The 25,741-nt window shown below is 56.0% G+C and carries 22 protein-coding genes; 2 read left to right on the top strand and 20 right to left on the bottom strand.

The features are described from left to right. Positions 1-8: 8 nt before the first annotated feature. From ACZ1HF_RS07380 to ACZ1HF_RS07475, 20 genes are all read right to left on the bottom strand, one after another. Positions 9-884, bottom strand: coding sequence for an amidohydrolase family protein (locus tag ACZ1HF_RS07380; RefSeq protein WP_472656882.1), 876 nt, complete (start codon positions 882-884; stop codon positions 9-11). Continuing rightward, the gene (locus ACZ1HF_RS07385) at positions 881-1,978 is read right to left on the bottom strand and encodes a vWA domain-containing protein (protein WP_472656883.1); all 1,098 of its coding nucleotides are present in this window, start codon (positions 1,976-1,978) and stop codon (positions 881-883) included. The genes ACZ1HF_RS07380 and ACZ1HF_RS07385 overlap by 4 nt, the downstream gene beginning before the upstream one ends. Further along, the gene (locus tag ACZ1HF_RS07390; RefSeq protein WP_472656884.1) at positions 1,975-2,856 is read right to left on the bottom strand and encodes an AAA family ATPase; all 882 of its coding nucleotides are present in this window, start codon (positions 2,854-2,856) and stop codon (positions 1,975-1,977) included. Before ACZ1HF_RS07390 ends, ACZ1HF_RS07385 begins: the two co-directional genes overlap by 4 nt. Beyond that, positions 2,856-3,347 (bottom strand): molybdopterin cofactor-binding domain-containing protein, encoded by a 492-nt coding sequence (locus tag ACZ1HF_RS07395; RefSeq protein WP_472656885.1) that lies wholly within the window; start codon positions 3,345-3,347, stop codon positions 2,856-2,858. The genes ACZ1HF_RS07390 and ACZ1HF_RS07395 overlap by 1 nt, the downstream gene beginning before the upstream one ends. Before the next feature lie 35 nt (positions 3,348-3,382). After that, positions 3,383-3,880, bottom strand: coding sequence for a molybdopterin cofactor-binding domain-containing protein (locus ACZ1HF_RS07400; protein WP_472656886.1), 498 nt, complete (start codon positions 3,878-3,880; stop codon positions 3,383-3,385). 2 nt (positions 3,881-3,882) lie between these two features. After that, positions 3,883-5,718, bottom strand: a complete 1,836-nt coding sequence (locus tag ACZ1HF_RS07405; RefSeq protein WP_472656887.1) for a xanthine dehydrogenase family protein molybdopterin-binding subunit — start codon at positions 5,716-5,718, stop codon at positions 3,883-3,885. After that, on the bottom strand, positions 5,718-6,200 hold the full coding sequence (locus tag ACZ1HF_RS07410) for a (2Fe-2S)-binding protein (protein WP_472656888.1): 483 nt from the start codon (positions 6,198-6,200) through the stop codon (positions 5,718-5,720). The genes ACZ1HF_RS07405 and ACZ1HF_RS07410 overlap by 1 nt, the downstream gene beginning before the upstream one ends. Then, positions 6,200-6,991, bottom strand: coding sequence for an FAD binding domain-containing protein (locus tag ACZ1HF_RS07415; RefSeq protein ID WP_472656889.1), 792 nt, complete (start codon positions 6,989-6,991; stop codon positions 6,200-6,202). Before ACZ1HF_RS07415 ends, ACZ1HF_RS07410 begins: the two co-directional genes overlap by 1 nt. Then, entirely contained in the window at positions 6,992-7,435 is a 444-nt protein-coding gene (locus ACZ1HF_RS07420) for an SRPBCC family protein (RefSeq protein WP_472656890.1), read from the bottom strand. Positions 7,436-7,438: 3 nt separating this feature from the next. Then, the gene (locus ACZ1HF_RS07425; protein WP_472656891.1) at positions 7,439-7,876 is read right to left on the bottom strand and encodes an SRPBCC family protein; all 438 of its coding nucleotides are present in this window, start codon (positions 7,874-7,876) and stop codon (positions 7,439-7,441) included. Next, positions 7,876-11,070: a flotillin family protein gene (locus tag ACZ1HF_RS07430; RefSeq protein ID WP_472656892.1), complete on the bottom strand. Its 3,195-nt coding sequence runs from the start codon at positions 11,068-11,070 to the stop codon at positions 7,876-7,878. The genes ACZ1HF_RS07425 and ACZ1HF_RS07430 overlap by 1 nt, the downstream gene beginning before the upstream one ends. A gap of 18 nt (positions 11,071-11,088) precedes the next feature. Beyond that, positions 11,089-11,916 carry a phosphoenolpyruvate hydrolase family protein gene (locus tag ACZ1HF_RS07435; protein ID WP_472656893.1) on the bottom strand — a complete coding sequence of 276 codons (828 nt, stop codon included), beginning with the start codon at positions 11,914-11,916 and terminating at the stop codon, positions 11,089-11,091. A 3-nt stretch (positions 11,917-11,919) separates the two neighbouring features. Then, entirely contained in the window at positions 11,920-15,900 is a 3,981-nt protein-coding gene (locus tag ACZ1HF_RS07440) for a Tm-1-like ATP-binding domain-containing protein (protein WP_472656894.1), read from the bottom strand. Positions 15,901-15,963: 63 nt separating this feature from the next. Continuing rightward, complete coding sequence (locus ACZ1HF_RS07445) at positions 15,964-16,356, bottom strand: branched-chain amino acid ABC transporter permease (RefSeq protein WP_472656895.1); 393 nt, start codon at positions 16,354-16,356, stop codon at positions 15,964-15,966. Positions 16,357-16,391: 35 nt separating this feature from the next. Beyond that, the gene (locus ACZ1HF_RS07450; RefSeq protein WP_472656896.1) at positions 16,392-16,913 is read right to left on the bottom strand and encodes an ABC transporter permease subunit; all 522 of its coding nucleotides are present in this window, start codon (positions 16,911-16,913) and stop codon (positions 16,392-16,394) included. Between the two features lie 125 nt (positions 16,914-17,038). Continuing rightward, a complete protein-coding gene (locus ACZ1HF_RS07455; protein WP_472656897.1) occupies positions 17,039-17,917 on the bottom strand; it encodes a helix-turn-helix domain-containing protein in 879 nt (292 codons plus the stop codon). A 152-nt stretch (positions 17,918-18,069) separates the two neighbouring features. Further along, positions 18,070-19,500: an aldehyde dehydrogenase family protein gene (locus ACZ1HF_RS07460; protein ID WP_472656898.1), complete on the bottom strand. Its 1,431-nt coding sequence runs from the start codon at positions 19,498-19,500 to the stop codon at positions 18,070-18,072. Positions 19,501-19,519: 19 nt separating this feature from the next. Beyond that, complete coding sequence (locus tag ACZ1HF_RS07465; protein WP_472656899.1) at positions 19,520-20,599, bottom strand: dehydroquinate synthase/iron-containing alcohol dehydrogenase family protein; 1,080 nt, start codon at positions 20,597-20,599, stop codon at positions 19,520-19,522. 89 nt (positions 20,600-20,688) lie between these two features. Then, positions 20,689-20,976, bottom strand: coding sequence for a hypothetical protein (locus tag ACZ1HF_RS07470; RefSeq protein ID WP_472656900.1), 288 nt, complete (start codon positions 20,974-20,976; stop codon positions 20,689-20,691). Then, positions 20,952-21,956 carry an ABC transporter substrate-binding protein gene (locus ACZ1HF_RS07475; protein WP_472656901.1) on the bottom strand — a complete coding sequence of 335 codons (1,005 nt, stop codon included), beginning with the start codon at positions 21,954-21,956 and terminating at the stop codon, positions 20,952-20,954. Before ACZ1HF_RS07475 ends, ACZ1HF_RS07470 begins: the two co-directional genes overlap by 25 nt. 502 nt (positions 21,957-22,458) lie before the next feature. Here ACZ1HF_RS07475 and urtA point away from each other — a divergent pair. After that, a complete protein-coding gene (urtA, locus tag ACZ1HF_RS07480) occupies positions 22,459-23,736 on the top strand; it encodes an urea ABC transporter substrate-binding protein (RefSeq protein ID WP_472656902.1) in 1,278 nt (425 codons plus the stop codon). Between the two features lie 58 nt (positions 23,737-23,794). Beyond that, positions 23,795-25,738 carry an urea ABC transporter permease subunit UrtB gene (gene urtB / locus ACZ1HF_RS07485; RefSeq protein ID WP_472659004.1) on the top strand — a complete coding sequence of 648 codons (1,944 nt, stop codon included), beginning with the start codon at positions 23,795-23,797 and terminating at the stop codon, positions 25,736-25,738. The last annotated feature ends 3 nt before the right edge of the window (positions 25,739-25,741 follow it).

A 25,741-nucleotide genomic window follows, 5' to 3' on the forward strand; every position in this document is an offset into this window, starting at 1 on the left:
TGTCTCCCTTATAACCCGTAGACCCGCTGGGCGGTGTCATTGAATATTGCGTGTTGTTGTGCCTTTGGCAGCGTGCTTGCGCCTTGCTGGAAGGCATCAAAGAGGTCTTTGTAGTTGGTCCAAATCTTCTCGATCGGAAAGTTGGAGCCGAACATGCAGCGCTTTGCTCCGAAGATTTTCACCGTCTCGGAAATCATTTTGGCGATCAGCTCGGGGTCGTTTCTATGAACGAATGTCCCAAATGCGCTGAGTTTCGTGACCACGTTGTCGCATTTCGCGAGTTTGCCCATCTGCGTGCGCCAATGGGTCCAACCGGCGTCCGACAAATCCGTCAGCATCCCGGCATGTTGCAGAATGAAGGTCACATCGGGGGCCGTCTCCGCCAATTCAATCGCGCCATCCATCTGGTCCGCGAAGACCTGCAAATCGAAGCTCCACCCATAGTCAGCCAATCGCGCCACGTTGCGTTGCACACGCCCGTCGCGCGCGACATCCGCATGCGGCGCAAAGCGGTACATCGGCTTTTCGTGCCAATGAAGTTGCTGACGGATACCTCTCATCAGCCCGTATTTCTGCAACCGATCCAGTTGAGGCCGCACATCGTCGACCATAAAGTTTGCAAACCCCACGATACCATGTGGCCAGCCGTGGGTATCAGCCACAGATTGCACCCACGCGACCTCGTCCTCGAACCAATTAGGTGCCCAATTGGCCTGCACATAGACCGATTTCTTGATGCCAGTGCCTTTGAGGTCGCTCAGATATTCGTCGATCTCATAGTCGCGCATGATCGAGCGGTAGCTGCCAAAAATGCGCGGCTGTTCGGGGCCAAGCAGCCAGGGCAGGTCTTTTTGCAGCCAAATATGGTGGTGGGCATCAATCATGCGGCTCTCGCTAGGTTCAGGATGTGGTCAGTGATGGCAGCGGTGTCGGACCCGTCGCCTAAGTCATTGATAAACGGCAGGATGCCTTGCAGGGCTTCGGTCTCAGGCCGATAGGTGTCGGAGGCCAACGGCGTCAACCAATCCAATCGCCATGCAATCCGCGACAGGCGGGTTACAGCGTCAATCATCGCCTCCGGCGTGCCACGCTCAAGGCCGTCTGACAGAACCACAACAGCCGCCCCGCGCGCGAAACCGGCAAAGCGCGGCACGGCAAGATAGGCTTGCAAAGCTTCGCCAATCCGCGTGCCGCCGTCAAAATCCGCAATCGCGCTTGATGCCCGCTGAAGGGCCTGCGCCCGATCAGCAGGTTTCAATGCCGCCGTAATCCGCGTCAGCCGCGTGCCTAACGTGAAAACTTCGGCGCGATCAGCAGCCTGCACCACCGCATGGGCCAGCCGCATCGACGCGTCCGAGCGGTCTTTCATAGACCCGGACACATCAACCAGCAGCAGCACGCGACGCTGACGCGTCTTGCGTTTAGTCTCGTAAAGCCGGATCACCTCGCCCTCGCGTTTTACCGCCTCGCGCAAGGTCCGGCGCATATCCATTCGATCACCATGTTTGGCGGCCCGACGTCGGTAAGAGGTGCGGCGCGGCAGCCCGGCAGGGGCATGACGTATAAAATGAGCCAACGCATCGACCTCCCCCTGCTCACTCAGGGCGCGGCGGCCAAGCTTCTCGGTCGTCACAGGCTCTGCGCCGACCTCGGTCTCTTCCTCTGCGATCTCGACCTCTTGGCTCTCACCTGTAGGCTCATAGACCTCGACCTCGTCTTCATCTTCACCCTCGACCGGTGCCGCGACCGTCTGGCCCATGAAAACAGCCCGAAACAACGCATCATATTCCTGTAAGCGTTCTGGCGGGATTGAAAACACAGCCCGCCCCGCACGCCAGATGTCCTGCATATTGCGCGGACCAAGGATGCCAATCGCCGTAATATAGTCCGAGGTCTGATCGGGTGAGATCGCAAATCCCGCAAGCCGCAAGGTTTGGGCGAATTTCACCATAGGTTCCAACGCGCGAGGAAGGGTCATGCGGCCTCTCCCGGCAAAATGCCTTCTAGGCGTGGCATCATATAAGTCAGATCATCATGGTCCTTCAAAGCCACCCCGATAGAGCGGCGGAACGCATCGGGCCAGCGCGCACCTTGTTGGTTCAGTAATGTCGCGGCCTCTGCCCATTCAACGGTTTCAGCCACGCCGGGCGGCTTTGCCAATGGTTCAGCCCGAAGATGGGCAACCGAAGCGACCACTGCCTCGGCCGTTGCCTGCGCAACCGTGGACGCGCGAGCCATGACAATCTGCGCCTCAAGTGCGGCATCGGGATAGTCGATCCAGTGATACACACAGCGCCGGCGCAGTGCTTCGTGCAGATCACGCGTGCGGTTCGAGGTCAGCACCACAACCGGAGGTTCCGTCGCGCGCACGGTGCCTGTTTCGGGAATGGAAATCGTGAAGTCAGACAAAAATTCCAGCAGGAACGCCTCAAACTCGTGATCCGAGCGATCGATTTCATCAATCAGAAGAAGGCTTTGAGAGGGATTGCGCAACGCCTCTAAAAGCGGGCGAGCCAGTAGGAACTGTTCGTCATAAAGGTTTAGATAATCCTCCCCCGCCTGCCGGATCGCAAGCATCTGACGGGGGTAGTTCCACTCATAAAGCGCCGCCGCCGCGTCAATACCTTCATAGCATTGCAGCCGGATCACATTGCGGCCCAAGACGCCACCTAACGCTTTCGCAGCTTCGGTTTTGCCTACCCCCGGTGCGCCTTCCAGAAGCATCGGTTTTTGCAAAGCAAGCGACAGATAGGCCGCAGTCGACAGGGCATCATCGGCCAGATATTGCGCCGCCACCAGCGCGCTTTGCAGCGCCTCGGGACTGTCGATCCCCGCGATATTTGGCCTGACCGCCATTAATGCGGCACGCCCTTGGGCTGTGCGCCACCTTGCGCCTTGATGCCGCGCAACACCTTCTCGGGCGTGATCGGCAATGCGTCGACGCGGACCCCGACGGCGTTGTAAACCGCATTCGCAATCGCCGGCAGTACTGGGTTCGCACACATCTCGCCCGGCCCTTTGCCACCATAGGGTGCATCCTGGGCGGGGCGTTCCAGAACGGCGACGTTATGGGGCACGATCTCGCCCGGACCCGGCATCAAGTAGGTATTGAAGTCTTCGGGGCCTTCGCGGCGGTCGGGATAGTAGGGCTCCGTCGTCTCATAAAGCGCATGGGACACACCCATCCACGCGCCACCGATAAGCTGTTGTTCCACCAGTTTTGGGTTCAAAGCGCGGCCCACCTCATAGGCGGAATTTATCTCTTTTACTTCAACTTCGCCGGTCTCGTCATCGACCTCCAGATCGACGATCAACGCAGCGTGGGCAAAACAGGTCACGGGGGACATCTCGCCGGTCTCGGGGTCCGCGTCAGACGGTGGGATCAGAAAATTCCGCGCCCTGACAAGGTGCGGCCCTGCTTGAACTGTGCCGCAATCGCCGTATCCGCAACCGTGATCGAGCGGCTTTCTGCGCCTTTCACATGGATATTTCCGCGCCCATCCGTATCAAGATCGGACGCGTTGACCTCCAACTCCTCCGCCGCAGCTTCCAACATCTGTTTGCGCGCTTCCGCAGCCGCCCGGATTACCGCATTGCCAACCCGGTGTGTCCCGCGAGAGGCGAAAGACCCCATGCAATGCGGTCCGGTATCACTGTCAGCGGTGTCAACATAGACATCCTCGACCGGGACACCCAAAGTCTCGGACGCAATCTGGCGTGTGACAGATTTCATACCTTGGCCCAGATCAATCGAACTTAATGCGACCATGAATTTCCCGTCTGGTGTTGAATGCACCAGCGCCTGAGACGGATCCCCCCCAAGGTTCATGCCAATCGGATAGTTGATGCAGGCAAAGCCGCGGCCTTTGTGAATAGCCATCTCTAACGTCTCCTTGTGCCGGACAGGAACCGGGACTGACCCGGCTTATTGACCCCGCGAGAGAAGGGTTTTTCAGGCTTATAGGGTTCCGGCGGCGCAGGCACAGTGGCCTGAACCGGGGCCGGGGCGGGCGCGACCGGCGGCGGGCTGGTATATGTCGGCGCTGGCGGTGGTGGCGTCGAAGCTGCGGGAGGCTGGGTGGGCACGCTCACCGCAGGTGGCGGGGCCGTCTCAGCCGCACTGCCCATTTGTGCGGCGATCTTGTGGCCCACACGTTCAGCGTCGATCTGCATATCAGGGTTTTGCACTGGTGCACCCACATGTCCGGGGCTTGACGTCCCAGCGGCCACCCGGCCAGACCCTTGCTGTGCCGGCGCGGTCGTTGCGGTGCGCCCGGCACGCCGTTCGCCGATGCGACCTTCCTGATCTGTCACTGTCTCCGGGATCAAAGCGCGATCCCCACCGCCGCCCTGCAATGAGGACGCAGCCGCAGCCTCGCCCGAAATCGCCCATCCTGCTTTGCCAGCGGCCACCTGACAGCATTCAATCAGCGCGGTATTTTTGGCAACCCGTCGATGCGCCTTCATATCGCCATCGCGGTAGGCGTTCTTAATCCGCAGCTCTATCGGGTTCATGCCAATCGCCTCGGCGACCCGGTCCATCTGCACTTCAATCGAGAAATCCACACCCGTAATCCCGAACCCACGCATCGCCGTCGCAGGTGTGCGGTTTGTGATACAGCAATACACATTCGAGGCAACATTCGGGATCGTATAAGGCCCTGGTAAATGCCCGGTTCCTTTGATGATCGCGTAAGAGCTCAAGCGGATGTAAGCCCCACTATCAAAGAACCCGGTGAATTCGCGCGCAACGATACGCCCGTCATTCATCACACCGTCCTTGATCCGCCAGCGTTCTGCCCCGCGCGGGGCACCGACCTGCATCTCCTCTTCCCGGTCCCAAGCAAATTTCACGGGCCGCCCGGTCAAAACCGCGCCAAGAACCGCCGTAGGTTCGACAATGGAATCCACCTTACCACCAAAACCGCCGCCCGCCGTGCCACCAATAAAATGCAATCGCGATGATGCCATATCCAGCAGTTTCGCTGTTGTTCCCAGCGAGAAGAACAATGCCTGCGTATTGGTGTGGCAGACATATCGGTCATTGGTCTCAGGGGCCGCAATCGCGCCACATGTCTCTATCGGGGCCTGCTCGATCGGTGACATCTGATATTCGGCCTCTACGATGTGATCCGCTTCGGCGAAGCCTTTTTGCACATCGCCAAAGCGCAATTTCTGGTGATCATAGGTGCCGTGGTAGTCGAACGTATTGTTTGGGTAGACTGGATTGACCACAGGCGCATTCGGGGCCAGCGCCTCTTCGGGGTCCAGAACATGGGGCAAGATCTCGTAATCAACCCGTACTTGGGCAACGGCGTCCCGCGCAAGACGTTCGGTATCGGCAATGACCCAAGCCACCGTTTCGCCTTTGTATTTCACTGTCTCAGAGGCGCAGAGCGGTTCATCATCCTTACCGAAATTAATCAGCGCTAACAGCGTGTTCAGATTATTCGGAACATCCCTAGCCGTGGCCACCTTACGCACACCCGGCATGCGCTCAGCAGCCGAGGTATCGACCGAGCGGATACGCGCATGGTGGTGCGGCGAGCGCACAGCGCGCATATGCAAAAGTCCGTCGAACAGGTGATCATCATAATAAGCCGTGCGCCCTGTCACGTGGCCCAGAATATCCTGACGGATTGTCGGCTTGCCGATTTCCTTTAGATCGTCGTCACGCTCATCAGCAAACAGGTCTTTGCGGAATTCAATGCTGCTCATCACGCGGTCCTCCCCTGCATTCGTGCTGCCGCCGTCAGGATTGCATCGACAATCGGCTCATAGCCGGTGCAACGGCACAGATTGCCCGAAATGGCTTCCGTCACTTCGTCGCGCGTCGGGTTTGGATTTTTGTCCAAAAGCGCCTTGGCGGCTAGCAACATCCCGTCGGTGCAGAACCCGCATTGGGCCGCGAACCCTTCCATAAATGCCGTTTGCAATGGATGCAGATCAGGCCCTCCGGCAAGCCCACCAACGGTGTCGATCCGGCGATCCTGAACTGTTTCGGCCAAAGTCAGGCACGACAGATGCGGCACACCGTCGATCAAGACCGTACAAGCGCCACAAGTTCCTTGCCCGCAGCCATGTTTGGGCGTCAAATCACCTGCACCACGGCGGAGCACATCCAAAAGATTTGCGCCCTGATCAACAAATAGCGCAGTTTCAGCATCGTTTAGCGTGAAGGTGATCGGGGTCTTGGCCATCAGCTGCGCCCTCCCAGAAGTAGACGTTTCAGATGAACCGGCGCGACTTCCTGCCTGTACCATGCGCTTGCCAGCGGGTCGTCCTGTGGGGCGAGGTCTTGCGTGCAGACCGTCAATGCCTGCGCTATGCCCGCCTCATCAAGCGATTGCCCGTTCAACGCGGCCTCTGCCGCCTTGGCGCGCAAAGGTGTTGGTCCCATTGCCCCGAAAGCGATACGCACATTTGACGGGCGCGCGCCACCCGGCAACCACGCTGCTATCGACATGACGGAAACACCCTTGGGCTTCACGCGAGAGATTTTCAGCCATCGAAAGTCGCCCGCATTGGGCCGCGCGCAAGTGATATGAGACACAAGACCGCGCGCGTTGTCACGCCCGGCAAAAAAGCCCTCAATTGGTTCCGTCCGGCCATCTGCCCAATGTATCTGCGCGTCCAGCGCCAGCAGAGCCGTCGCAAAATCACCATAAGGGTGCTGCGCAAAGAGATTGCCGCCAACCGTCGCCATGTTCCGCACAGCAGGACCGCCGACCTGGCGGGCAACGGGATGCAAAAACTCCGCATCGCGAGACGCCAGAATACCTGCCATTGTGGTCCCTGCCCCAATCCGCAAGCCACCAGCATCTGCGCGAATGTCACGGTCGACCTGCCCGGATCGAATGATGCGTGAAAAGCTCTGATCACCGTAATTCACGTCCCGCATCACCAAGGTTCCGCCCGCAAGATATTGCGCGCCCTGGCCTACCGCACCTGCGGCCTCGCCTAGTGTTGGATAGGTCTCGACACTCAGCATCTATGCCTCCAGTCCCATATGCGCCCGGATCGCATCGAACCCGGACTGATAGATATTTTCACCGACCATCTCGGCCAATTCATCGCGACGCCCAGCAGGCACATCAAAAGAGCCTTCCCATTCCCAAAACGTGTGGTCGTCTTCTGTCACCGGCATCAGCCGAACGTGAGAGACGTAGTTGAACAGTGGGATGGGTGTCTCCAGCAGGCAGTAGGAATAGCTGGTTTCCATGTCGGAAAGGGTCAGCAACTGTTCACGCAGCTCTGAGCCATCGGTCAGGTGAAACTTGCGCACGCAGCCCACGCGGTCCGCATCGCGCCCCCGCTCGATCTGGCTATCTGCAATCGCGGGGTGCCATTGGTCGTGGCCATTGAAATCGCGCAAGACATCCCAAACCACCTCAATCGGCGCCTCCAGAACAGTGCTACGAATGACTTTGACCAAGACTTAGCCCCCAAAATGCCGTTTAAGTGCATCGAAGCCACCCTGAAACACGTTTGTTCCGATCCCGTTCACCAGATCACTTTCGTCCTTTGGATCGCAGGAAAACTCGGCGGACCATTCCGCAAATGTCCGTTCCCCATCAGTGATGGGCGTCAGACGCAGGGTGGCGACGTAATCCTCCAGCGGCATCGGGCCTTCAAGCATCGAGTAGGTGCAGAACATGTCGTAATCGCTCAGACCCAGAAGCTGCTCACGCAGGTTATCCCCCGATTGCAGGTGAAAATTGCGGATGCAGCCGACCTTGTCGCCCGGCAGCGCGTCCTCGATCCGGCTGTCGCGGATGCGCGGGTGCCATTTGGGCAATGCGTTGAAATCGCGCACGCGGTCCCAGACTCGGTCAGCAGATGCATTGATAACGCTGGAAACGAAGACCCGCGCCATTATGTGTCACCCTTCTTCTTGGCTGCTTCGGCGCGCGCAATTTCGGAATTTGCGCGGGTCATGTCAGATGCGTTGCGGAAAATATCCGATTTTGAGATGTTAGAGCCGTCAATCCCGATATCGGTCAAAAGACTGTCCACAAATGGTGCCTGCACGCGGTAGCGCAGGGCCGAGTTCATGACCTCATCAGTTGGGCTTCCACCGCCCCCTCCGCCGGAACCGCCATTGCCCCCGTTCTGCGCCCAGTCGAGTCCCTGCGTGCCAGACCCACCCAGTTGCATAATCTTGATATCATTGATCTTCTCAAGCGGCTTGGCTGAAGCGCTGACGATGCCTTCCACGTGCTCCAGCATCTTGCGTTTGAAAAGGCTGTGACGCGCTTCGTCGGTAAGCACATTCTCTGCTTCGTTGATAAGCTTTGCGGCTTCGGCTTCGACTGCCGCACGGACTTTCTCGGCCTCGGCGGCAATACGTTTTTCTTCGGCTTGCAACTCGGCAGCCGTGACGCCGACTTTCTTGCGCCGTTCGGCAATTTCGCTGTCAGTGACAGTTTTAACCTTCTCAGCAGCTTCAACCGCCCGCGCGCGGGCATTTTCGGCCTCTACGGCAGCAGCGCTTTCATCCAGCGATTTCTGATAAAGCGCGATAGCCTTTTCCATGCCGGCCTCTTCAACAGCCTTCTCGCGTGCGATTTCCAGGCGGCGACGCTCGGTCTGATGGCCAATCCGCGCATCATCCAGACCCCGCTCAGAGGCGATCTTGGCGCGCTCCACCTCTTCCTGAGACGCAATCTCGGCTTCGCGCAACGCCTGAACACGTGCAATCTCAAGCTGTTCCAGAACCTTCTTGCGTTCCAATTTCTTGGCGTCGATTTCCTGTTCGGCCAGAATACGTTCTGCATCGACGGTCTTTTCTTTCGCCACGCGCGCAGCTTCCACGGCCTCATCGGCCGCAATCTGAGCTGCATCCAACGCCTTGTTGCGCTCAATTTCGAGATCACGGATTTTCTGATCCCGCGCAATCTTCTCGGCGGTGGTTTCCGCTTCTTTCTCGATGCGTTGTTGTTCCACCAGACGACGTGAGGAAATCTCGGCCGCTTCCACAGCCTCGTTCTTCTCGATCTCGCGCGATCTGATCTCGGCTTCTTTCGCGATCTCGGCAGCGCGGGTCTTGGCCTCTTCGGCGATCCGCGCGGCGCTGACCGCTTCTTGCGCGCTCACATTTGCCACATCTACGGCCTTGTTGCGGGCTATCTCACGCTCGCGTTGGTCCTGTTCAAATGCGATACGTTCGGCAGCGACCTTCTTCTCTTTGGCGATGCGTCCGGCCTCGATAGCCTCGGACTTTGCAGTCTCAGCCCGCGCAATGGCACGGGTGCGGGCAACGTCGCGTTCTTGCGTTTTCTCCTGTGCCTCGATCCGTTCCAAAGCCAGTTGGTTTTCCTGCGCGATGCGTGCCTTTTCAACAGCTTCACGTGCTGCAATTTCTGCCTCATCGACGGCCTTGTTGCGCGCGATCTCTAAGGCACGAACACGTTCTTCCTGCGCGATCCGTTCTTTCGAGGTCTCTTCCTGCGCCACGATCTCGGCCTGTTCCAGCGTCTTGCGCTGATCAATCTCGCGCTGACGTGTTTCCTGTTGCGAGGCGATCCGTTCCGCGGCCAACGCTTTCTCGCGCGCGATTTGTGCAGCTTCTGTCGCCTGATCTGATGCGATCTGCGCTTCATCCAGCGCCTGCTTACGCAGGATTTCAAGCTGGCGCGTTTCCTTGTCCGAGCTAATCCGTTCGGCTGAAACCGTCTTTTCCTGCGCGATCCGCAGCTTCTCTGCCGCTTCACGTGCTGCGATGTCAGCTTCTTCGACAGCAAGATTGCGCGCGATTTCCTTTTCGCGGGTCGACTGCTCAAGCTCGATCCGCGCTTGCGTAATTTCACGCTCCTGCGCGATGCGGGCCTTCTCGATCACCTCTTTGGCTGAAATATCGGCCTCATCAACAACCCGCTGACGCTCGATCTCTTTTGACTGCGTTTCCTGATCTTTGGCAATGCGTGCTTCCGTCAGAATTTTCTCTTGCGCAATGCGCGCCTTCTCAATGGCCTCTTTCGCGGCAATATCAGCAGATTGTGTGTCCTTATCAGACTTAATCCGCGTCTCGGCCAGAACACGTTCTTGGGAAATCCGCGCCTTTTCAACCTGTTCGCGCGTGGCGATTTCGGCCTCGTCGATCACCTTCTGGCGCTCAATTTCCTGCTGGCGGATTTTGCGTTCCGACGCGATACGGGCTTCGGCAATCATCTCGTCATTGGCGATCCGTGATGTCTCAATCGCCTCTTTGGACAAGAGCGACGCCTGTTCGGCTTCCTTCTCTCGCTCAGAACGTTCGCGGGTTAATTCAGCGCGTTGCTGTGCGCGGCGGAACTCAATCTCGCGCTCTTGCTCAAGACGCGCACTTTCGCTTTCGCGCTCGATATCAAGCGACTGTTTCTCAGCCTCCAGATTGCGCTCGCGGATCTTGATCATCGTGTCCTGTTCGATGTCATTGCGCAGTTTGCGACGCCCCTCGATGGCTTCGATCACGGATGTCAGACCTTCGGCGTCAAAGCGGTTCGATGGGTTAAAATACTCAATATCAGTCTGGTCGATGTCCAGAATGGCCACGCTTTCCAGCTCCAACCCGTTGGCGTTCAGCCCTTCCTGCGCGGTTTCCAACACGCGTTGGACGTAGTCATTACGCTGCATATGCAGCTCTTCCATCGTCATTTCCGCTGCCACCGTGCGCAGGGCAGACACGAAGCGCCCGGACAGCAACTGGTGGATACGTTCAGGCTCCAACGTGCGGCGCCCCAGTGTTGAGGCCGCCAATGACACAGACGGTTTGTCCTGTTTCACACGCACATAGAACGATGCATCCACATCGACACGCATCCGATCCTTGGTGATCAACGCGGTTTCCCGCTCGCGTTTCACATGCAGGTCAAGCGAGTTCATATTGACCGGGGTGATGTCATGAATAATTGGCCACACGAAAGCGCCGCCATTAATGACGACCTTTTCACCAAGAAAGCCCGTTCGCACGAAAGCGACTTCCTTGGTCGAGCGGCGATAGAGCCAGTTCATCACCCAGTAGAGGATGAAAATGACGATCACCGCCATGATCAGCCACAAGATCAGCTGTCCAATCAGTTCTCCGGTCATAATGATTCCTCCCCGGCCCTAGCGGCCGATTTCCTTGAATTTCTTGGTTTGTTCTGTCAGCGCCACTTCGGTCGGTAGACGCTCCATCGAAGAGGCGCCGTAAAAGCCGTGGCAGTATTTGGTGTTCTTCAGGACGAAATCAGCGTCCTCTGGCATGGCGACTGGACCACCGTGCACAAGGACGATCGCATCCGGGTTCACATCCAGCGCCGCTTTCGCCCAGGCATCGGTCAGCGCCGGGGCCTGTTCCAGCGTGCAGCCCGTTTCTGCCCCGATAGAGCCGCCGGTTGTCAGGCCCAGATGCACAACAATAATGTCAGCGCCTGCGCCGGCCATCGCTTTCGCATCTTCTTCTGAAAAGACGTAAGGCGTGGTCAGCAAGCCCTTCTTGTGGGCAGCCGCGATCATATCGACCTCTAGCTGGTAGGACATGCCGGTTTCTTCGAGATTGGCGCGGAAGTTTCCGTCGATCAGACCAACAGTTGGGAAATTCTGAACGCCTGAGAAACCCGCGGCTGCCACGTCATCAAGAAACTTGTCCATCAGGCGGAACGGATCCGACGCGCAGACACCCGCCAGAACGGGGGTGTCTTTGACCACTGGCAAGACTTCCCCCGCCATTTCCATCACCACTCCATTCGCATCTCCGTAAGGCATCAAACCTGCCAAAGACCCACGCCCAGCCATGCGGTAGCGGCCCGAGTTGTAGATGACGATTAGGTCAATGCCGCCCGCCTCTTCGCATTTTGCCGACAGCCCCGTACCAGCACCGCCGCCGATAATCGGCTCGCCCGCATCGCGCATGGCACGGAACTTCTTCATCAATGTGGCGCGGTCATGCAGCATGTCTCAGGCTCCTTTGGCGTGTCGTGGAACGGCGTGGAAAGACCGGAAGGTCTTGACCACGAGGTCAGCAAATTCAGGGTCATTGATGTTGTGCGGCACGCGGATCAATTGGCGGTTCGCTGTTTGGCGCACCGTTTCTTCCAGCGTGTCAAACAATACCTTATCAGCCGCCGGATCCCAGAACGGTTGCCCCGGCGCATCGAGTAGCGACACCCCACCTTCTGGCAGGAAAAACCGCACAATCCCGTTCATCTTGTTCAGTTTTTCACCGATGAAACGGCCCATTGCGATATTTTCATCGACCGTCGTGCGCATCAGCGTGATCTGCGGGTTATGCTCGTAGAACAGCCTGCCGCGATATTTCTCGGGTACTGTTTCGGGCGCATTGAAATTGACCATGTCAAGCGCACCGCAAGCGCCGATAAACGGCAGACCGCTTTCGATTGCGGCATCAAAACGCGTCTCGTTGGCAGCAAAAACCCCGCCCGCGATCATGTCGCAGACCTCGGTTGTGGTCAGGTCAAGAACACCGTCGAGCATACCCGATGCGAGAAGCTTTTCCATCGATCGACCGCCTGTACCTGTGGCATGGAAAACGAGGCAGTCATAGTCTTCTTCCAACTCGCCCGTGACCATCTGCACAAGGGGCGTCGTGACGCCAAACATGGTGACTCCTATCGCGGGGCGATTCTCTGTGGGGCGTATGTTCTGGCGTCCTTTGACCATGCCAGCGACAGCGTGGGCGGCATTACCAAGCACTTCGCGGGTGATCGAATTGATGCCCTGAACATCGGCGACCGAGTGCATCATCGTGATGTCAGAAGGTCCGACATACTGCTCAGTATTGCCACTTGCCACGGTCGAGACGATCATCTTGGGCACGCCCACGGGCGGAATGCGGAACGCAGGGGCCAAAAGCGCTGTCCCGCCCGAGCCCCCTGCGCCGATAAGCCCCGCGATATCTTCGCGTCCCGACATCCACCGCTCAAAGGCTTTCGTCATACCCGCCACAGCGGTGCCGCGATCCCCGGTAAACACAGCAGATGCCCCACGCGGGTGGAAACCCGCAACCGCATGGGGCGGCACATCCGCACCTGACGGTTTGCCAGAGGTCGACAGATCAACAAGCGCCACGCGCACCCCATAGCCTTTGATGATGTCGCGCATAAAGCGCAGCTCATCGCCCTTGGTATCAAGTGTGCCGCAGATATAGACCGTACCGTTTTTCGCCGCATCCATGCGCAACGGTGTGGCCTGACTGACGCTTTCGACCTGTGTGACGGTCCGCGCGGAACTTTCGATAACGCGCACAGGCACAGGCGGTGTCCAACGGGTGGGCGTCTTCGGGTTTGAGAGGTAAAGTTTGACGGGGCCTTTGTGATGTTCTTCTTCCGTGGCCGGTTGCGCCACCTCGCCCGGCTCTGGCGTCTCGTCATGGGCGTGACGTCCGACACCCAGAAGCGCCTGCTGCAAATCACGATCCGCCGATAAGACACCCGCATCCATCACGCGGTTGATCTTGCCATTGACCATGATGGCCACTTTTTCCGCAACCGAGCAGGCCACGCCGATATTCTGCTCGATCACCAGAACGTCGATATCACCTTCCTGCCCCAGACGGATCAGCATTTCGGCCACTTGATTAACGATAACGGGGGCAAGACCCTCGGTCGGCTCGTCCATCACAAGCAGTTTGGGGTTCAACAAAAGCGCACGCCCGATCGCCAACATCTGCTGTTCGCCGCCCGATAGCTGACCACCACCGTTGGATTTGCGCTCTGCCAAACGGGGAAAGGTAGAATATATACGCTCCACAGTCCACGCGCCGCCGCGTGTCGCGACCAGTTTTAGGTGTTCGTCCACCGTCAACGATTTCCACAAGCGCCGCCCTTGCGGGACATATCCGATGCCAAGCCGCGCGATTTCAGCCGGGCTAAGGCCAGCCAGCGAGTGTCCGTTAAAACTGATTGCCCCAGACGCGGTGGGTTCCAGCCCCATAATCGCTTTGCATAGCGTGGTCTTACCCATCCCGTTGCGACCCACAACAGACAAAACACCATGATCCAGCGTCAGGTTTACGCCCTGCAAGGCGTGGGATTGGCCGTAATAGACATTCAGGTCACGGACTTCGAGGATACTACTCATCGCCGCCCCCAGATAGAGCGCCTGAACCTCGGGGTCGTCTTCGATCTCGGCCGGTTTGCCTTCTTTGAAGATGCGCCCGTTATGCATCATTGTCACCTGATCAGACACACGTAGCGCGACGTCCATGTCATGCTCGATGATGATATAGCCTACATGGCTTGGCAGGCCGGTGAGGATTTCGATCAGCTCGCTTCGCTCGGTCGGGGACAACCCTGCAGCGGGTTCATCAAACAGAATGAAACGCGGCGCGCCAGACAGAGCCATTGCAATTTCAAGTTGACGTTGTTGGCCATAAGACAGCTCGGACACGGGCGTGTCCTGCACATCCTGTAAATGGACAACACGCACCAAATCGTAGGCAGTTTGCATCAAAGCATCATCGTGGCGCGGTCGTATGAACGAAAACCGCCCGCGCGAGACGCCGCGACAGGCCAGATAAATATTATCGATAACGCTTAGGCCCGTGAACAGAAGCGAAATCTGATAGGTCCGCCGCAAGCCCCGCCGGATGCGTTCATGCGCCGGGAAAATCGTGATGTCTTCGCCGAAAAACTTTATCGACCCGGTAGAGGGCGGGAAATCCCCGGTTATGCAGTTAAACAGCGTCGTCTTGCCTGCACCGTTTGATCCCAGAACCGCGCGACGTTCGCCCGGTTTTACCGTCATGTCGATATCGGCCAAGGCAACAAGCGCACCAAATTTTTTGGAAATATTGCGCAGCTCCAGCGCGTTGTCGGTGCCGGTCGCACCCAAGCGGTCAGCAACGGAAGCGCGTTCATCAAGCATCGCGCCCCCTTTCGCCTCACCCGTCAGCGGGTCTCTGCTACGGCTGTCTTTCAACCGTTTCCATAGTCCCAGAAGCCCATCTGGCGAGAAGAACACAATGATAAGAAAACCCAAACCGATAAGCAGTTGAAACCGCTCGCCCCCGAGACCAAGGGCGACCAGCACATCAATGGCGAAGGTTTTGAGCAGCACATAAACGAACGCGCCAAGAAACGCCCCGATGGGATGGCCAAGCCCTCCAATTACAGCAATGACAAGAATATCGATGGCTGCCTGAATACTAATTGTACCGGGGCTGATTTGTGCCGATTGCCATGTCAGAAGGATACCGCCAATGCCTGCGGGAATAGCTGCAAAAGCATAGGCTGCTACACGGTGCGCTGTAACATTATAGCCCAAAGCGGCCATACGGCGCGGGTTATCACGCACCCCTTGCAAGGTTAATCCGAATGGCGCGCGCGAGATATAGAGAACAACCACGTAGCTGAGCACCGCAAAAAACAGCGTCATATAGTAAAACGCTTTAGGCCCGCGCCAATTTACGCCGAACAGTTCGGGCGGAAAGATACCATTGAAGCCCTGGAAGCCATTGAACAAATCGTAATTCTGGCGAGTAAAATAGAAGAACGCCGCCGCAATGGCGAGTGTGATCATGATCGTGTAGATACCCTCAGTCCGGACTGCGAGCCACCCGATTGCCGTGGCGAAAAGAACAGTGATCAAAAGCGCCAGCGGGATCGTGATCCACCACGGAAAGCCCAGCGAGATATCGGTGATCGCGCTATCCCCAAAGATCGCCACCATATAGCCAGCTGTTCCTGCAAATGTCATCTGAGCAAGGCTGACCATACCGCCATAGCCGCCCAGAAACATCAGGCTGAGGGAGATCATGCCCAGAATGAAGGTCCATCCAAAAATCTGGTACATCACGAAATTCGATGCGAAACTTGGGATGATCAGAAGCAATATGCCCAGCGCCCAATAACCTGCCGGAATACGCTCAAACCACAGGCTTTGGCTTTGCTGTACGGTATTGTTCTCGATCACTGCCATGTCAGCTCTGCCCCATCAAGCCTTGGGGCCGGAAAGCAAGCACAACGACCATGATCAAAAACGTCAGAACCACAGCATAAGTGGGAAATAAACCGACCCGAATTGTTCGGCCAGACCAATCAGAAGTGCGCCCAAAGCAGCACCGGGGATCGAGCCCATGCCGCCCACGATAACGACGACAAGCGAGGCGAGAAGAAAGCGGATATCCTCGCCCGGTGCAACGGATTGGAACGTACCGCCAACAACACCCGCGATGCCAGCCAGCCCCGCGCCAAAAGCAAAGACGCCCATATTGACCAGTTGAATACGCGCCCCTGTGGCTGACAGCATGTCTTTGTCATCCACGCCTGCGCGGATCAGCATCCCCACGCGCGTTTTGTTTAAGGCCAGCCACATGGCCACGCCAACAACCACTGAGGCCGCAAAGATCACGATGCGCACGAGCGGGTATTTCATGAATATCAGTTCCTCCGACGACCGCTTCACGCCGGTTACAAAGAACGTATCCATCGGCCCGGAAAGCCACGATGGCGGTGATATATTGAAGAAATCCCCCCGAAGCCCCACAGCATCAGATCAGCTACAACGATGGAGATTCCAATCGTCACAAGCGTCTGGCGCAGATCATCGCCTTCGATCCGCTGGAACACCAGAACTTGCAGCAGGATGCCAAGAAATCCCACAACGATGAAAGCCACGGGGAAAGCTAGAAGCCAAAAGCCCGTGTAATCCGCGACAAAGAAACCGATATAACCGCCTAACAGGTACAAAGACCCGTGCGCCAGATTGACATTGCGCATCAAGCCGAAGATTAGCGTGAAGCCTGATGCCACAAGAAAATAAAGCCCACCCAGAGTGATCCCATTGAACAATGCATTCAGGAAAATCTTCTTGCGGCCTATGGCGTCAACAAGCCACTCGGGCCAGATCGCAAAAATCAACCACAGCAACACAACGGCAATTACAGCAAGAATGCCTGCCCATATCGGGTTGCGATTGGCAAACGCCCTCATTGGCGCACCTCAGATGCACTCCAAGTGTTTGCAGAGTGACTGCATGCAAGACAGATCAACGATGTCCTCCCTCGGGCGCCAAGTGTTGATCACGGTGCGCCGCTGCGTTCAGGCTAGAGCCTGTGCTATCGGGATTGCATACCTGAAAGTCTTGTCGGTTGGCCCATCATCGGAAAAGCGGAACCACTGACATGGGCGACCCGCCGATACTCGCTTGGTGCAATGCCCACATTAGACGAAAAAAACCGTGTAAAGCTGGCTTGCGAGGAAAATCCAAGGTCAAACGCTATGTCCGTTACGGATTTATCCGTCGTCAACAGATCATCAATCGCCTGTTCCGAGCGCAGCGTGTTCATGTAGACATTGGGCGTCACACCCATCTGCTGCTTGAACAGTTTGAAGAAATGCGGACGCGACAGGCCAACACTGCGTGCCAGTGTTTCCATCTCGATATCTTCGGTCATGCGTTCCTGCATTAGCCGCAGCGACCGGCGCACCCGAAAATCATTGAACCGATTGCAGGCCAGTCGCAGCTGTTCATCTGAGGATTCTCGCCAAGACGTCTCGAAACATTCCTTGGTCAGCGCAAACAGCAGTGTATCGAACTGAGTGCTTTCCTCATCATCCAGAAGATGTGCTGTCAGCCGCTTTACCAGCTCATTGATCCGGGGCGTGATGTTGAGCGCAGCTGCGCCAAACTTCAGGGCGTATTCAGCCGATACACTGTTTTCAAGAAACCACATCGGCTTGATATAGAGAACCAGACAAACGCATTCGCCATTGTCCTCCAGATCAAAGCTGTGTGGTTCCCACGGGCTGACGGCGGTGGCTGTCTCTTTGTTACATTGATGAACATTATCACCCACAATCATTTTTGAAGGCGCGCCATCCACATAGAAGATAAGATGGCCTTCACGATGCGCATGTGTGATGATCGGCTTATCGAGCCGGTAGAGCGCGGCGCGACCAAATGCTCCGTGTGACACGGAGATTGCGTGACTCATAATTTTTCCTCCCTTTGTGACGGCTGCTCTTGCGGCAATCTCGTCACACCAGACAGTGCGGCATAAGAACATACGATCAGGCAAGCCCAAAAGGACAAGAATCATACTCAATGTTATGTAATGTTTTTCGGATTAGCCGCGATAATACCCCCTTAAGGGGCCGTATAAGCGGTTTTTACGATCGTAAAAAACTCTTTCGCATAGCTGCCCTGTTCGCGCGAGCCATAGCTGGATTTCTTACGGCCGCCGAAGGGCACATGATAGTCTACACCTGCTGTCGGCAAGTTGACCATGACCATCCCAGCTTCGGACTTCCGCTTGAAATCACTGGAAAATTTCAGACTGGTGGTGCAGATACCTGCGGACAGACCGAACTCTGTATCATTTGCTACATGCAGGGCCTCATCATATTCGCGTACCCGAATGACTGAGGCTACCGGACCGAAGACTTCTTCCCGATTGATACGCATATCCGGCGTCGTGTCAGTGATCAATGCAGGCTCAAGAAAGAATCCATCAGTCTCACGGGCCACACGGGCACCACCAGAACGCAAATTGCCCCCTTGTGCCCGTGCGACGTCAATATAATCACAATCCTGCGCCAACTGAGTCGCATCTACAACAGGCCCGATATCGGTGCCTTCCTTGAGCGCATTATCAACTTTCAGCGCCCTCAACCGATCAATCAGAGCCTCAACAAAACGGTTATGAATGCCTTCCGTCACGACCAGACGAGAGGACGCCGTACAGCGTTGCCCTGTCGAAAAGAACGCCCCATTCACGGCGCAATCCAGTGCCACATCCAGATCCGCATCATCAAGCACGACCAACGGGTTTTTACCGCCCATTTCCAGCTGAAACTTACGCATGTTTTTGATGCAGGCATCAGCAACGCGGGCGCCCGTGGCTTGTGATCCGGTGAAGCTGATCGCATCCACACGTGGATCATCCAGCATGGCTTGCCCGACAACAGAGCCCTGCCCCATGACAAGGTTCAAAACACCCGCAGGCAACCCGGCCCTGTGTAGAATATCCGCAATTTCCCAGGCACAGCCGGGAACCAATTCTGCCGGTTTGAAAACAACAGTATTGCCATAGCAAATCGCTGGTGCAATTTTCCAGGCGGGGATGGCGATAGGGAAATTCCAAGGCGCAATAATCCCAACAACACCAACGGGTTCGCGCGTGATTTCGACGCTGACACCCGGGCGTACCGAAGGCACCACATCGCCGTTTAACCGAAGGGCTTCGCCTGCAAAGAAGTGAAAGATCTGCGCCGCGCGGGTCGTCTCAGCAATACCTTCTGCGCGGATTTTGCCTTCTTCCCTGCTCAAAAGCGTGCCGATCTCTTCGCGACGAACCATGATTTCATCACCTGTAGCTTTCAAAATATCGTGGCGTTGCTGCGGCGTCGAAAACCCCCATGTCTTGAATGCATCTTGCGCGGCAGTAATTGCATCCTGCATGTCAGAAACACCGGCCTGCGCATAGAGATCGATCACATCAGACTTGTCGGATGGGTTGATATTCTCTACCCCGTGGGCACCATCCACCCAGTCTCCATTGATCAGAAGCGGTTTCATTCAGGTGTTCCTTTCTGGCTCAATAGACCGACTCCATAATAGACAAAACCTGTTTTGCTCCGGTTTTTTCGGGTAAACCGGACTGGCTGGATATATCTTTCGCCACCTTGCCAAGATCGGTACGGGTAAGTCCTAATTGAGATAGCGAAGGCGACAGGGGCATGTCAGCCAGAAAGTCCTGTACACCCGTAGGCAGATCAACTGCGTCTTGATCTGCGATCATCCTGCATAAAGAGCGTTGCTTGGTTTCATCCAGTCTTTGCGCTTCCAGAACTGCCGGCAATAACAGGCGCGCTATATCCCCTGTGTTCAAATCGAGCTGACCCGTATCTTTAAGGCTTTCTGATATACATTGGGCCAGCCCGGTGCCCTTTTGCTGAGCCAGCACTGCATTCATACACGCCGCCATAAGTTCACGCCGGACATCAAGATTTTCGCCCTCAAACACCCGGTAAAGATTCTGGACAACGCGGTTCACCCCATCCAGCGCAATACCATCGGCGGGCGGGTTATAGGCAGGGGACAGATACGCCTCCAGGCATCTGATAAAGCTGTAAACAGCAGCAGCCGCACTTTGCGATTTGTCAGCACCAATAGTCACGGTCGGATCGCAGATCAGGATTGACGGTAAGTCAGATTTGATTGCCGGGTCCGGCAAGGCAGCGTCATCATCTCTGGCGCGTCTGCAGGGACCGGGCAAACCGTCAACACCTGGAACTGCAAACAAGTCAACTGACTTGGTTTTATGGCCGTGTTCCGCCCTGTTCTGGTGGATCAAATGGCGGCATTTGCGCCCAAAGGTAATCGCACGGGCTGATCCATAAGCTATTACGACGTCAAACGGCGTGTTCTTTAGCAAGCTGCCAATTTCACGCACCATTCCCTGCTTTGTTGTCTTATGGGAAACCGCGTAATGTTTTGGTTTGCATCGACGCGTCAGCCCCGAATGGAGACGCTCGGCAAACTCGCCCTCCGAATATGCAGCATCGCCGATAATCAACGGGGTCTGGAAGCCGTGATCCTCAAGCTCGGACCGCAGGGCTTCCTCCAGAACACCATCTGCGAAATGAACACGCAAAGGATATGTAATCAGCGTCATGGCAAGCACCGCCGCAGAAAAGCAAACAAAACTGTCTGAGAAATGTAATCCGGGCGGTTATGACCCGCCCGGATATTGGTACATATGACTTAGTAAGAGGTCTTGCACTCAGGTGTGTCACGGCTTGGCAGACCGATGTCTGAGAACGCAGCCGAGTCGATGCCCAATGTTTGGTTCACACCCTCTTTCACGGCGACCATCTGGGTCGCAAGATTACCGTCATCCTGCTCCACCACTTCGATAACGAAGTTTGTACCGATTGCCTGACGATTTTCATCCAACGTGATCTTGCCGTTTGGCGCGTCTAGCTCAAGCCCGGACAAGCAACTGCGAAAGGCTGCGTGATCATCGCTCAGATCACCTTCGACCTCGGCCATACATTGCGCCATTGCGTTGGTCGCATTGTAATACCCTGTTGCCAGCAAGGACGGGCTTGGGAAACGCTCTTCGGGGGGAAGGTGTCCTGATAGGCTTTCACATATTCCTGCCATTTCGGATCATCCCAAGTATCAGCCTGCGGACCAGAAGACGGTGTGCCAATCAACGCTGCTTTCGCATCGCCTTTTGCCGACAATACAGTGCCATCCACCATGATAGACCCACCGATCAGATTGGCATCACCGCCTGCCTGTTGGTACTGGTTGAGGAAGTTAACTGCATCACCACCCCCAAGACCAACATAGATCGCATCAACATCGTCAGGCAGTGATGCAATGATGGAGCCGAAATCCTTGGTACCAAGTGGCACCCACAGGCGTTCCGTAATCTCACCACCGGCCTCGCAAAAGCCCATCGCAAAACCCATGAAATTGGTGTATGCGAAGGAATAATCCTCGGCGACAGACGCGACTGTTTTCCAGCCCTTCTCGTTGACGACATAGTCGCCAAGGCCCACACCCCATTGCGCCCCGTCCGTGTTGAACCGGAAGAAGTTTTCGGATGGATCAACATAGGTCGTTTCCTGCGCACCGGAGATACCGTTAATGAACGTCACTTGCGGTTGTGTCTTGGAATAATCGCGGATCGCAATCCCCTCAGAGCCGGATAGCGGTCCGATAACAAGGTCCACCTGATCTTGTTCCACCAGCTTGCGCGCACCGCGCACGGCGCTGTCTGGTGAGGCATCTGTTGATTGGATAATCAATTCAATATCACGGCCACCGGCCTTATTCCCAATCTGCTCAAGAGCCGTTTTCATTCCGCGTACACCGTCCTCTCCCAGAACCGTGTAAGTGCCTTCCAGCGTAGCCAGAACGCCGATTTTCAATGGCGCGCTATGACCGTCAGCTTGTGCAACTGTAACGCCCGCAGCCATCAGGCCAACAACGGACAGCGTGTTCAGCAAAGTCTTTCTCATGGAGTCCTCCCTAATATGGAAATGCCACGCATTGCGCGCAGCTTTCCTTACCGACAGCGTTGCAAAAGTCCTTGATTTCACTGATCTCGGAGAGTTCGCCCGCGTACCATAGGGTCTTTTTTTGGCACTTTGAGCATGGGTATACTCACAAACAAGCGCAGCTAGGCTGCTTGAGGATTGCACAAAAGATAAGCCGCGACCCACAAATAAGGCGACCAATTATTGTGCAAACGTAACAGATATTGCTCAAAATACACTCAAAGCAAATTTTGGCTCAGTTAAACCCTGCCTTGGATTTGCCGCTCAAGCTGGAAAGCGTGTTCATCGGTTCGCCACGACTGATACGCAATGATGCGTAAATAAGGTGTGTGACGACCAGCTGACTTGGACATCAATAAGGTCGCCACACGAAATGCAACAACAGTTGCAGGGGGAAACGTATGGACGGCCTGCTCAATTGACAAGGCGTCTTGCGGTATAATCGCCTGCTCGGAGGTTACTTATGAAGTCACTGACAAAAATCACGCTCACATCTATCTCGATTGGTTTGCTTAGCAGCGCTGCCGCTATGGCAGAAACCATTAAGGTCGGCATTTTGCATTCGCTTTCCGGCACCATGGCCATTTCTGAAACGACATTGAAAGACACAATGCTGATGCTGATTGATCAGCAAAACGAAAAAGGCGGTGTTCTGGGCAAACAGCTTGAAGCTGTTGTGGTGGACCCGGCCTCTGATTGGCCTTTGTTCGCTGAAAAAGCGCGCGAATTACTGACGGTGAACGAGGTCGACGTGATCTTCGGCAACTGGACCTCTGTGTCGCGCAAATCCGTTTTGCCTGTGATCGAAGAACTCAACGGCTTGCTGTTCTACCCTGTGCAATACGAGGGGGAAGAAAGCTCCAAAAACGTCTTCTACACTGGCGCGGCCCCCAATCAGCAAGCCATCCCAGCAACCGATTACTATCTGGAAGAACTGGGAGTAGAGAAATTCGCGCTTTTGGGTACTGACTATGTCTACCCACGCACGACTAACAAAATCCTTGAGCAATATCTCAAGGACAAAGGCATTGCTGCTGAAGACATCTTTGTGAACTACACACCGTTCGGCCATTCAGACTGGTCCAAGATCGTCGCAGACGTTGTCGCTCTGGGAGCGGATGGAAAGAAAGTAGGCGTGATTTCGACCATCAATGGCGACGCTAATATCGGCTTCTATAAGGAACTGGCTGCTGCCGGGATTTCGGCTGACGATATACCCGTAGTCGCTTTCTCGGTCGGTGAGGAAGAACTTTCCGGCCTCGACACATCCAATCTGGTGGGTCATCTCGCCGCATGGAACTATTTCCAATCAGCCGAATCTGAGGCCAATGATGCATTCATCGCCGCCTGGAAAGAAAAGATGGGCGAGGATCGTGTCACAAACGACCCGATGGAGGCCCATTATATCGGCTTCAACATGTGGGTAAATGCGGTTGAACAGGCCGGCACCACAGATGTCGATGCTGTGCGCACGGCCATGTACGGTCAGAAATTCCCGAACCTCACCGGTGGGACGGCTGAAATGCTGCCTAACCATCACCTCGCCAAACCAGTCCTAATCGGTGAAATCACTGAGGATGGTCAGTTCGATATCATCAGTGAAACCGAAGAAGTTCCCGGTGATGCCTGGACAGACTTCCTGCCAGAATCAGCGGTTCTGGTCAGCAATTGGAAAGAGCTCGAGTGCGGGATGTACAACACCGAAACCGAAACCTGCGTGCAATTGAAATCGAACTACTAAGCCAACTGAGCGTCCCGGCCTTGTGCCGGGACCCTTGCCCTTAAGAAGAAAGCCCATGATGACCTTCCGCCTTCTGCTTATTCTTATCGTGAGCTTATTTACGACATTTGCAAACGCCCAGGATTTACAATCCGTTTTGCAGGACAACCGCGACGCCGTCGAGAAAGCCTCCCGTAAGACGATTGATGCAGTGCTTGAGGCCCTTGCGGAACAGAACCTACCCGGTACACCTGTATTGCTGGAACAATGGCGCGAGAAAGAGCTATGGCAACGTAAAGAAGACGGGCTGTTCTTCTACACCGAAACCGATGACAAAAAGACCTACCGTCTGATCGACATCACATCTGGCGATCCTGTCGGCGAGGCCGACAAGAAAGCCCTGAAACAACTGAAGCCAAATAGCGGCGTGCGCTCTGTCATAGCGTCAGCCCTCGTGCAATTTCAACTGATCGATCCGGACCCATCTCGCCGCAACGCTGCCTTGCGATCTATTGAGCGTGATCCAGATGCCTCACAGCTTGCGCCCCTGAAAGCGTCAATCGATGCAGAAGAAAACGCTGCAATCAAAACACGCAAAATCGAACTGGAGCGTCTGCTCACGGCCCGCTTTGAGGAAGACCTGACCCTACGCATCGCCGCCATTGAAGAGCTTGCACAAAGTCTTAGCGTCGAAGCCCGCGCGGCCTTGACCCCGATTATTGCAACCAAGCGCATCGCCACAGCAACGCCCCCGCAAGGAAATATCGCCCGCGAATTGCGCCCCGGATCAGCAAAGCTGACCGAGGATGACGCCTACGACCTTCTGATCGCCGCCGATCTTGCCCCCGCCTATGTCACGCGTGCGGCACGCGATGCTGCTCTGAAGGCAAATATCACTAATGGGCAGGTTGCAGGCATCGCCGTCTATACTCTTAACTCTGAGGCTGCACGTGATCGCGCTTATGCCAGTCTTGCTCTTAGCGGCGCAGTTCCACCCCGCGTGACCGAAGAAGGCCGCGCAGCCGCGTTGGACGATCATTTCTTCTATGACATTTACGCAGAGCCATCGGCAGACGTCACCGATGCGGCCGAAGCAGCAATCACCGCCATCAAAACGCGTGTCGGTTTGAACAAGACTTTCGATCTCGCCCTGGATGGTCTCAGCCTCGCTTCGATCTACTTCCTTGCTGCCATCGGTCTGGCCATAACTTTTGGCGTTATGGGTGTCATCAATATGGCCCATGGCGAATTTATCATGATGGGGGCCTATACCGGCTACATCGTTCAGCAATTTATCCCCAACTATACGGTCTCGATTTTGGTTGCCTTGCCGCTTGCCTTTGCAGTCACCTTCGCCGCTGGTGTCTTGATGGAGCGCTCGATTATCCGCCACCTGTATCACCGCCCACTAGAGACATTGCTGGCGACCTTCGGCATCTCTATCGCATTGCAGCAGCTTGCCAAAAATATCTTCGGCACGCAGGCCAGACCCCTGACATCACCGGCCTGGCTGGACGGTGCTTGGGTCCTGAACGACGTGGTGTCGATCAGCTATATCCGCATCGCAATCTTCGTGCTGGGCCTGATTTTCTTCACATTGTTGCTATTCATCCTCAAGCGCACCCGGCTGGGGTTGGAGGTGCGCGCCGTCACCCAAAACCCGCGTATGGCAGCGAGCATGGGCATCAACCCTGACCGCATTAACATGCTGACCTTCGGGCTTGGCTCTGGCATTGCCGGTATCGCAGGTGTCGCGATTGGTCTTTACGCCAAAGTCACCAGCGAGATGGGGGCAGACTACATCGTACAAAGCTTCATGACGGTCGTTGTCGGCGGCGTAGGCAACATCTGGGGCACACTTTTGGGTGCCGCAATGATTGGCAACCTGCAAAAGGGGATCGAGTTTCTCAATCCATCAAACACGCTCGCAGCACAAACCTACATGATTATCTTCATCATCATCTTCATCCAGTTCCGCCCCAAAGGCATCATCGCCCTCAAGGGCCGCGCGGCGGGGGACTGAACG

Source organism: Litoreibacter sp. GN1-5 (assembly GCF_055693805.1).

Excerpts from the sequence above, each read along its gene's own strand:
- ACZ1HF_RS07430 (WP_472656892.1), bottom strand. The coding sequence starts at position 11,070 with ATGACCGGAGAACTGATTGGACAGCTGATCTTGTGGCTGATCATGGCG.
- ACZ1HF_RS07465 (WP_472656899.1), bottom strand. The coding sequence starts at position 20,599 with ATGACGCTGATTACATATCCTTTGCGTGTTCATTTCGCAGATGGTGTT.
- ACZ1HF_RS07475 (WP_472656901.1), bottom strand. The coding sequence starts at position 21,956 with ATGAGAAAGACTTTGCTGAACACGCTGTCCGTTGTTGGCCTGATGGCT.
- ACZ1HF_RS07385 (WP_472656883.1), bottom strand. The coding sequence starts at position 1,978 with ATGACCCTTCCTCGCGCGTTGGAACCTATGGTGAAATTCGCCCAAACC.
- ACZ1HF_RS07425 (WP_472656891.1), bottom strand. The coding sequence starts at position 7,876 with ATGGCGCGGGTCTTCGTTTCCAGCGTTATCAATGCATCTGCTGACCGA.
- ACZ1HF_RS07460 (WP_472656898.1), bottom strand. The coding sequence starts at position 19,500 with ATGAAACCGCTTCTGATCAATGGAGACTGGGTGGATGGTGCCCACGGG.
- ACZ1HF_RS07405 (WP_472656887.1), bottom strand. The coding sequence starts at position 5,718 with ATGAGCAGCATTGAATTCCGCAAAGACCTGTTTGCTGATGAGCGTGAC.
- ACZ1HF_RS07400 (WP_472656886.1), bottom strand. The coding sequence starts at position 3,880 with ATGGCTATTCACAAAGGCCGCGGCTTTGCCTGCATCAACTATCCGATT.
- ACZ1HF_RS07395 (WP_472656885.1), bottom strand. The coding sequence starts at position 3,347 with ATGTCCCCCGTGACCTGTTTTGCCCACGCTGCGTTGATCGTCGATCTG.
- urtB (WP_472659004.1), top strand. The coding sequence starts at position 23,795 with ATGACCTTCCGCCTTCTGCTTATTCTTATCGTGAGCTTATTTACGACA.
- ACZ1HF_RS07415 (WP_472656889.1), bottom strand. The coding sequence starts at position 6,991 with ATGCTGAGTGTCGAGACCTATCCAACACTAGGCGAGGCCGCAGGTGCG.
- ACZ1HF_RS07450 (WP_472656896.1), bottom strand. The coding sequence starts at position 16,913 with ATGAGGGCGTTTGCCAATCGCAACCCGATATGGGCAGGCATTCTTGCT.
- ACZ1HF_RS07380 (WP_472656882.1), bottom strand. The coding sequence starts at position 884 with ATGATTGATGCCCACCACCATATTTGGCTGCAAAAAGACCTGCCCTGG.
- ACZ1HF_RS07455 (WP_472656897.1), bottom strand. The coding sequence starts at position 17,917 with ATGAGTCACGCAATCTCCGTGTCACACGGAGCATTTGGTCGCGCCGCG.
- ACZ1HF_RS07445 (WP_472656895.1), bottom strand. The coding sequence starts at position 16,356 with ATGAAATACCCGCTCGTGCGCATCGTGATCTTTGCGGCCTCAGTGGTT.
- ACZ1HF_RS07410 (WP_472656888.1), bottom strand. The coding sequence starts at position 6,200 with ATGGCCAAGACCCCGATCACCTTCACGCTAAACGATGCTGAAACTGCG.
- ACZ1HF_RS07440 (WP_472656894.1), bottom strand. The coding sequence starts at position 15,900 with ATGGCAGTGATCGAGAACAATACCGTACAGCAAAGCCAAAGCCTGTGG.
- ACZ1HF_RS07435 (WP_472656893.1), bottom strand. The coding sequence starts at position 11,916 with ATGCTGCATGACCGCGCCACATTGATGAAGAAGTTCCGTGCCATGCGC.
- ACZ1HF_RS07470 (WP_472656900.1), bottom strand. The coding sequence starts at position 20,976 with ATGGCCGAGGTCGAAGGTGATCTGAGCGATGATCACGCAGCCTTTCGC.
- ACZ1HF_RS07390 (WP_472656884.1), bottom strand. The coding sequence starts at position 2,856 with ATGGCGGTCAGGCCAAATATCGCGGGGATCGACAGTCCCGAGGCGCTG.
- urtA (WP_472656902.1), top strand. The coding sequence starts at position 22,459 with ATGAAGTCACTGACAAAAATCACGCTCACATCTATCTCGATTGGTTTG.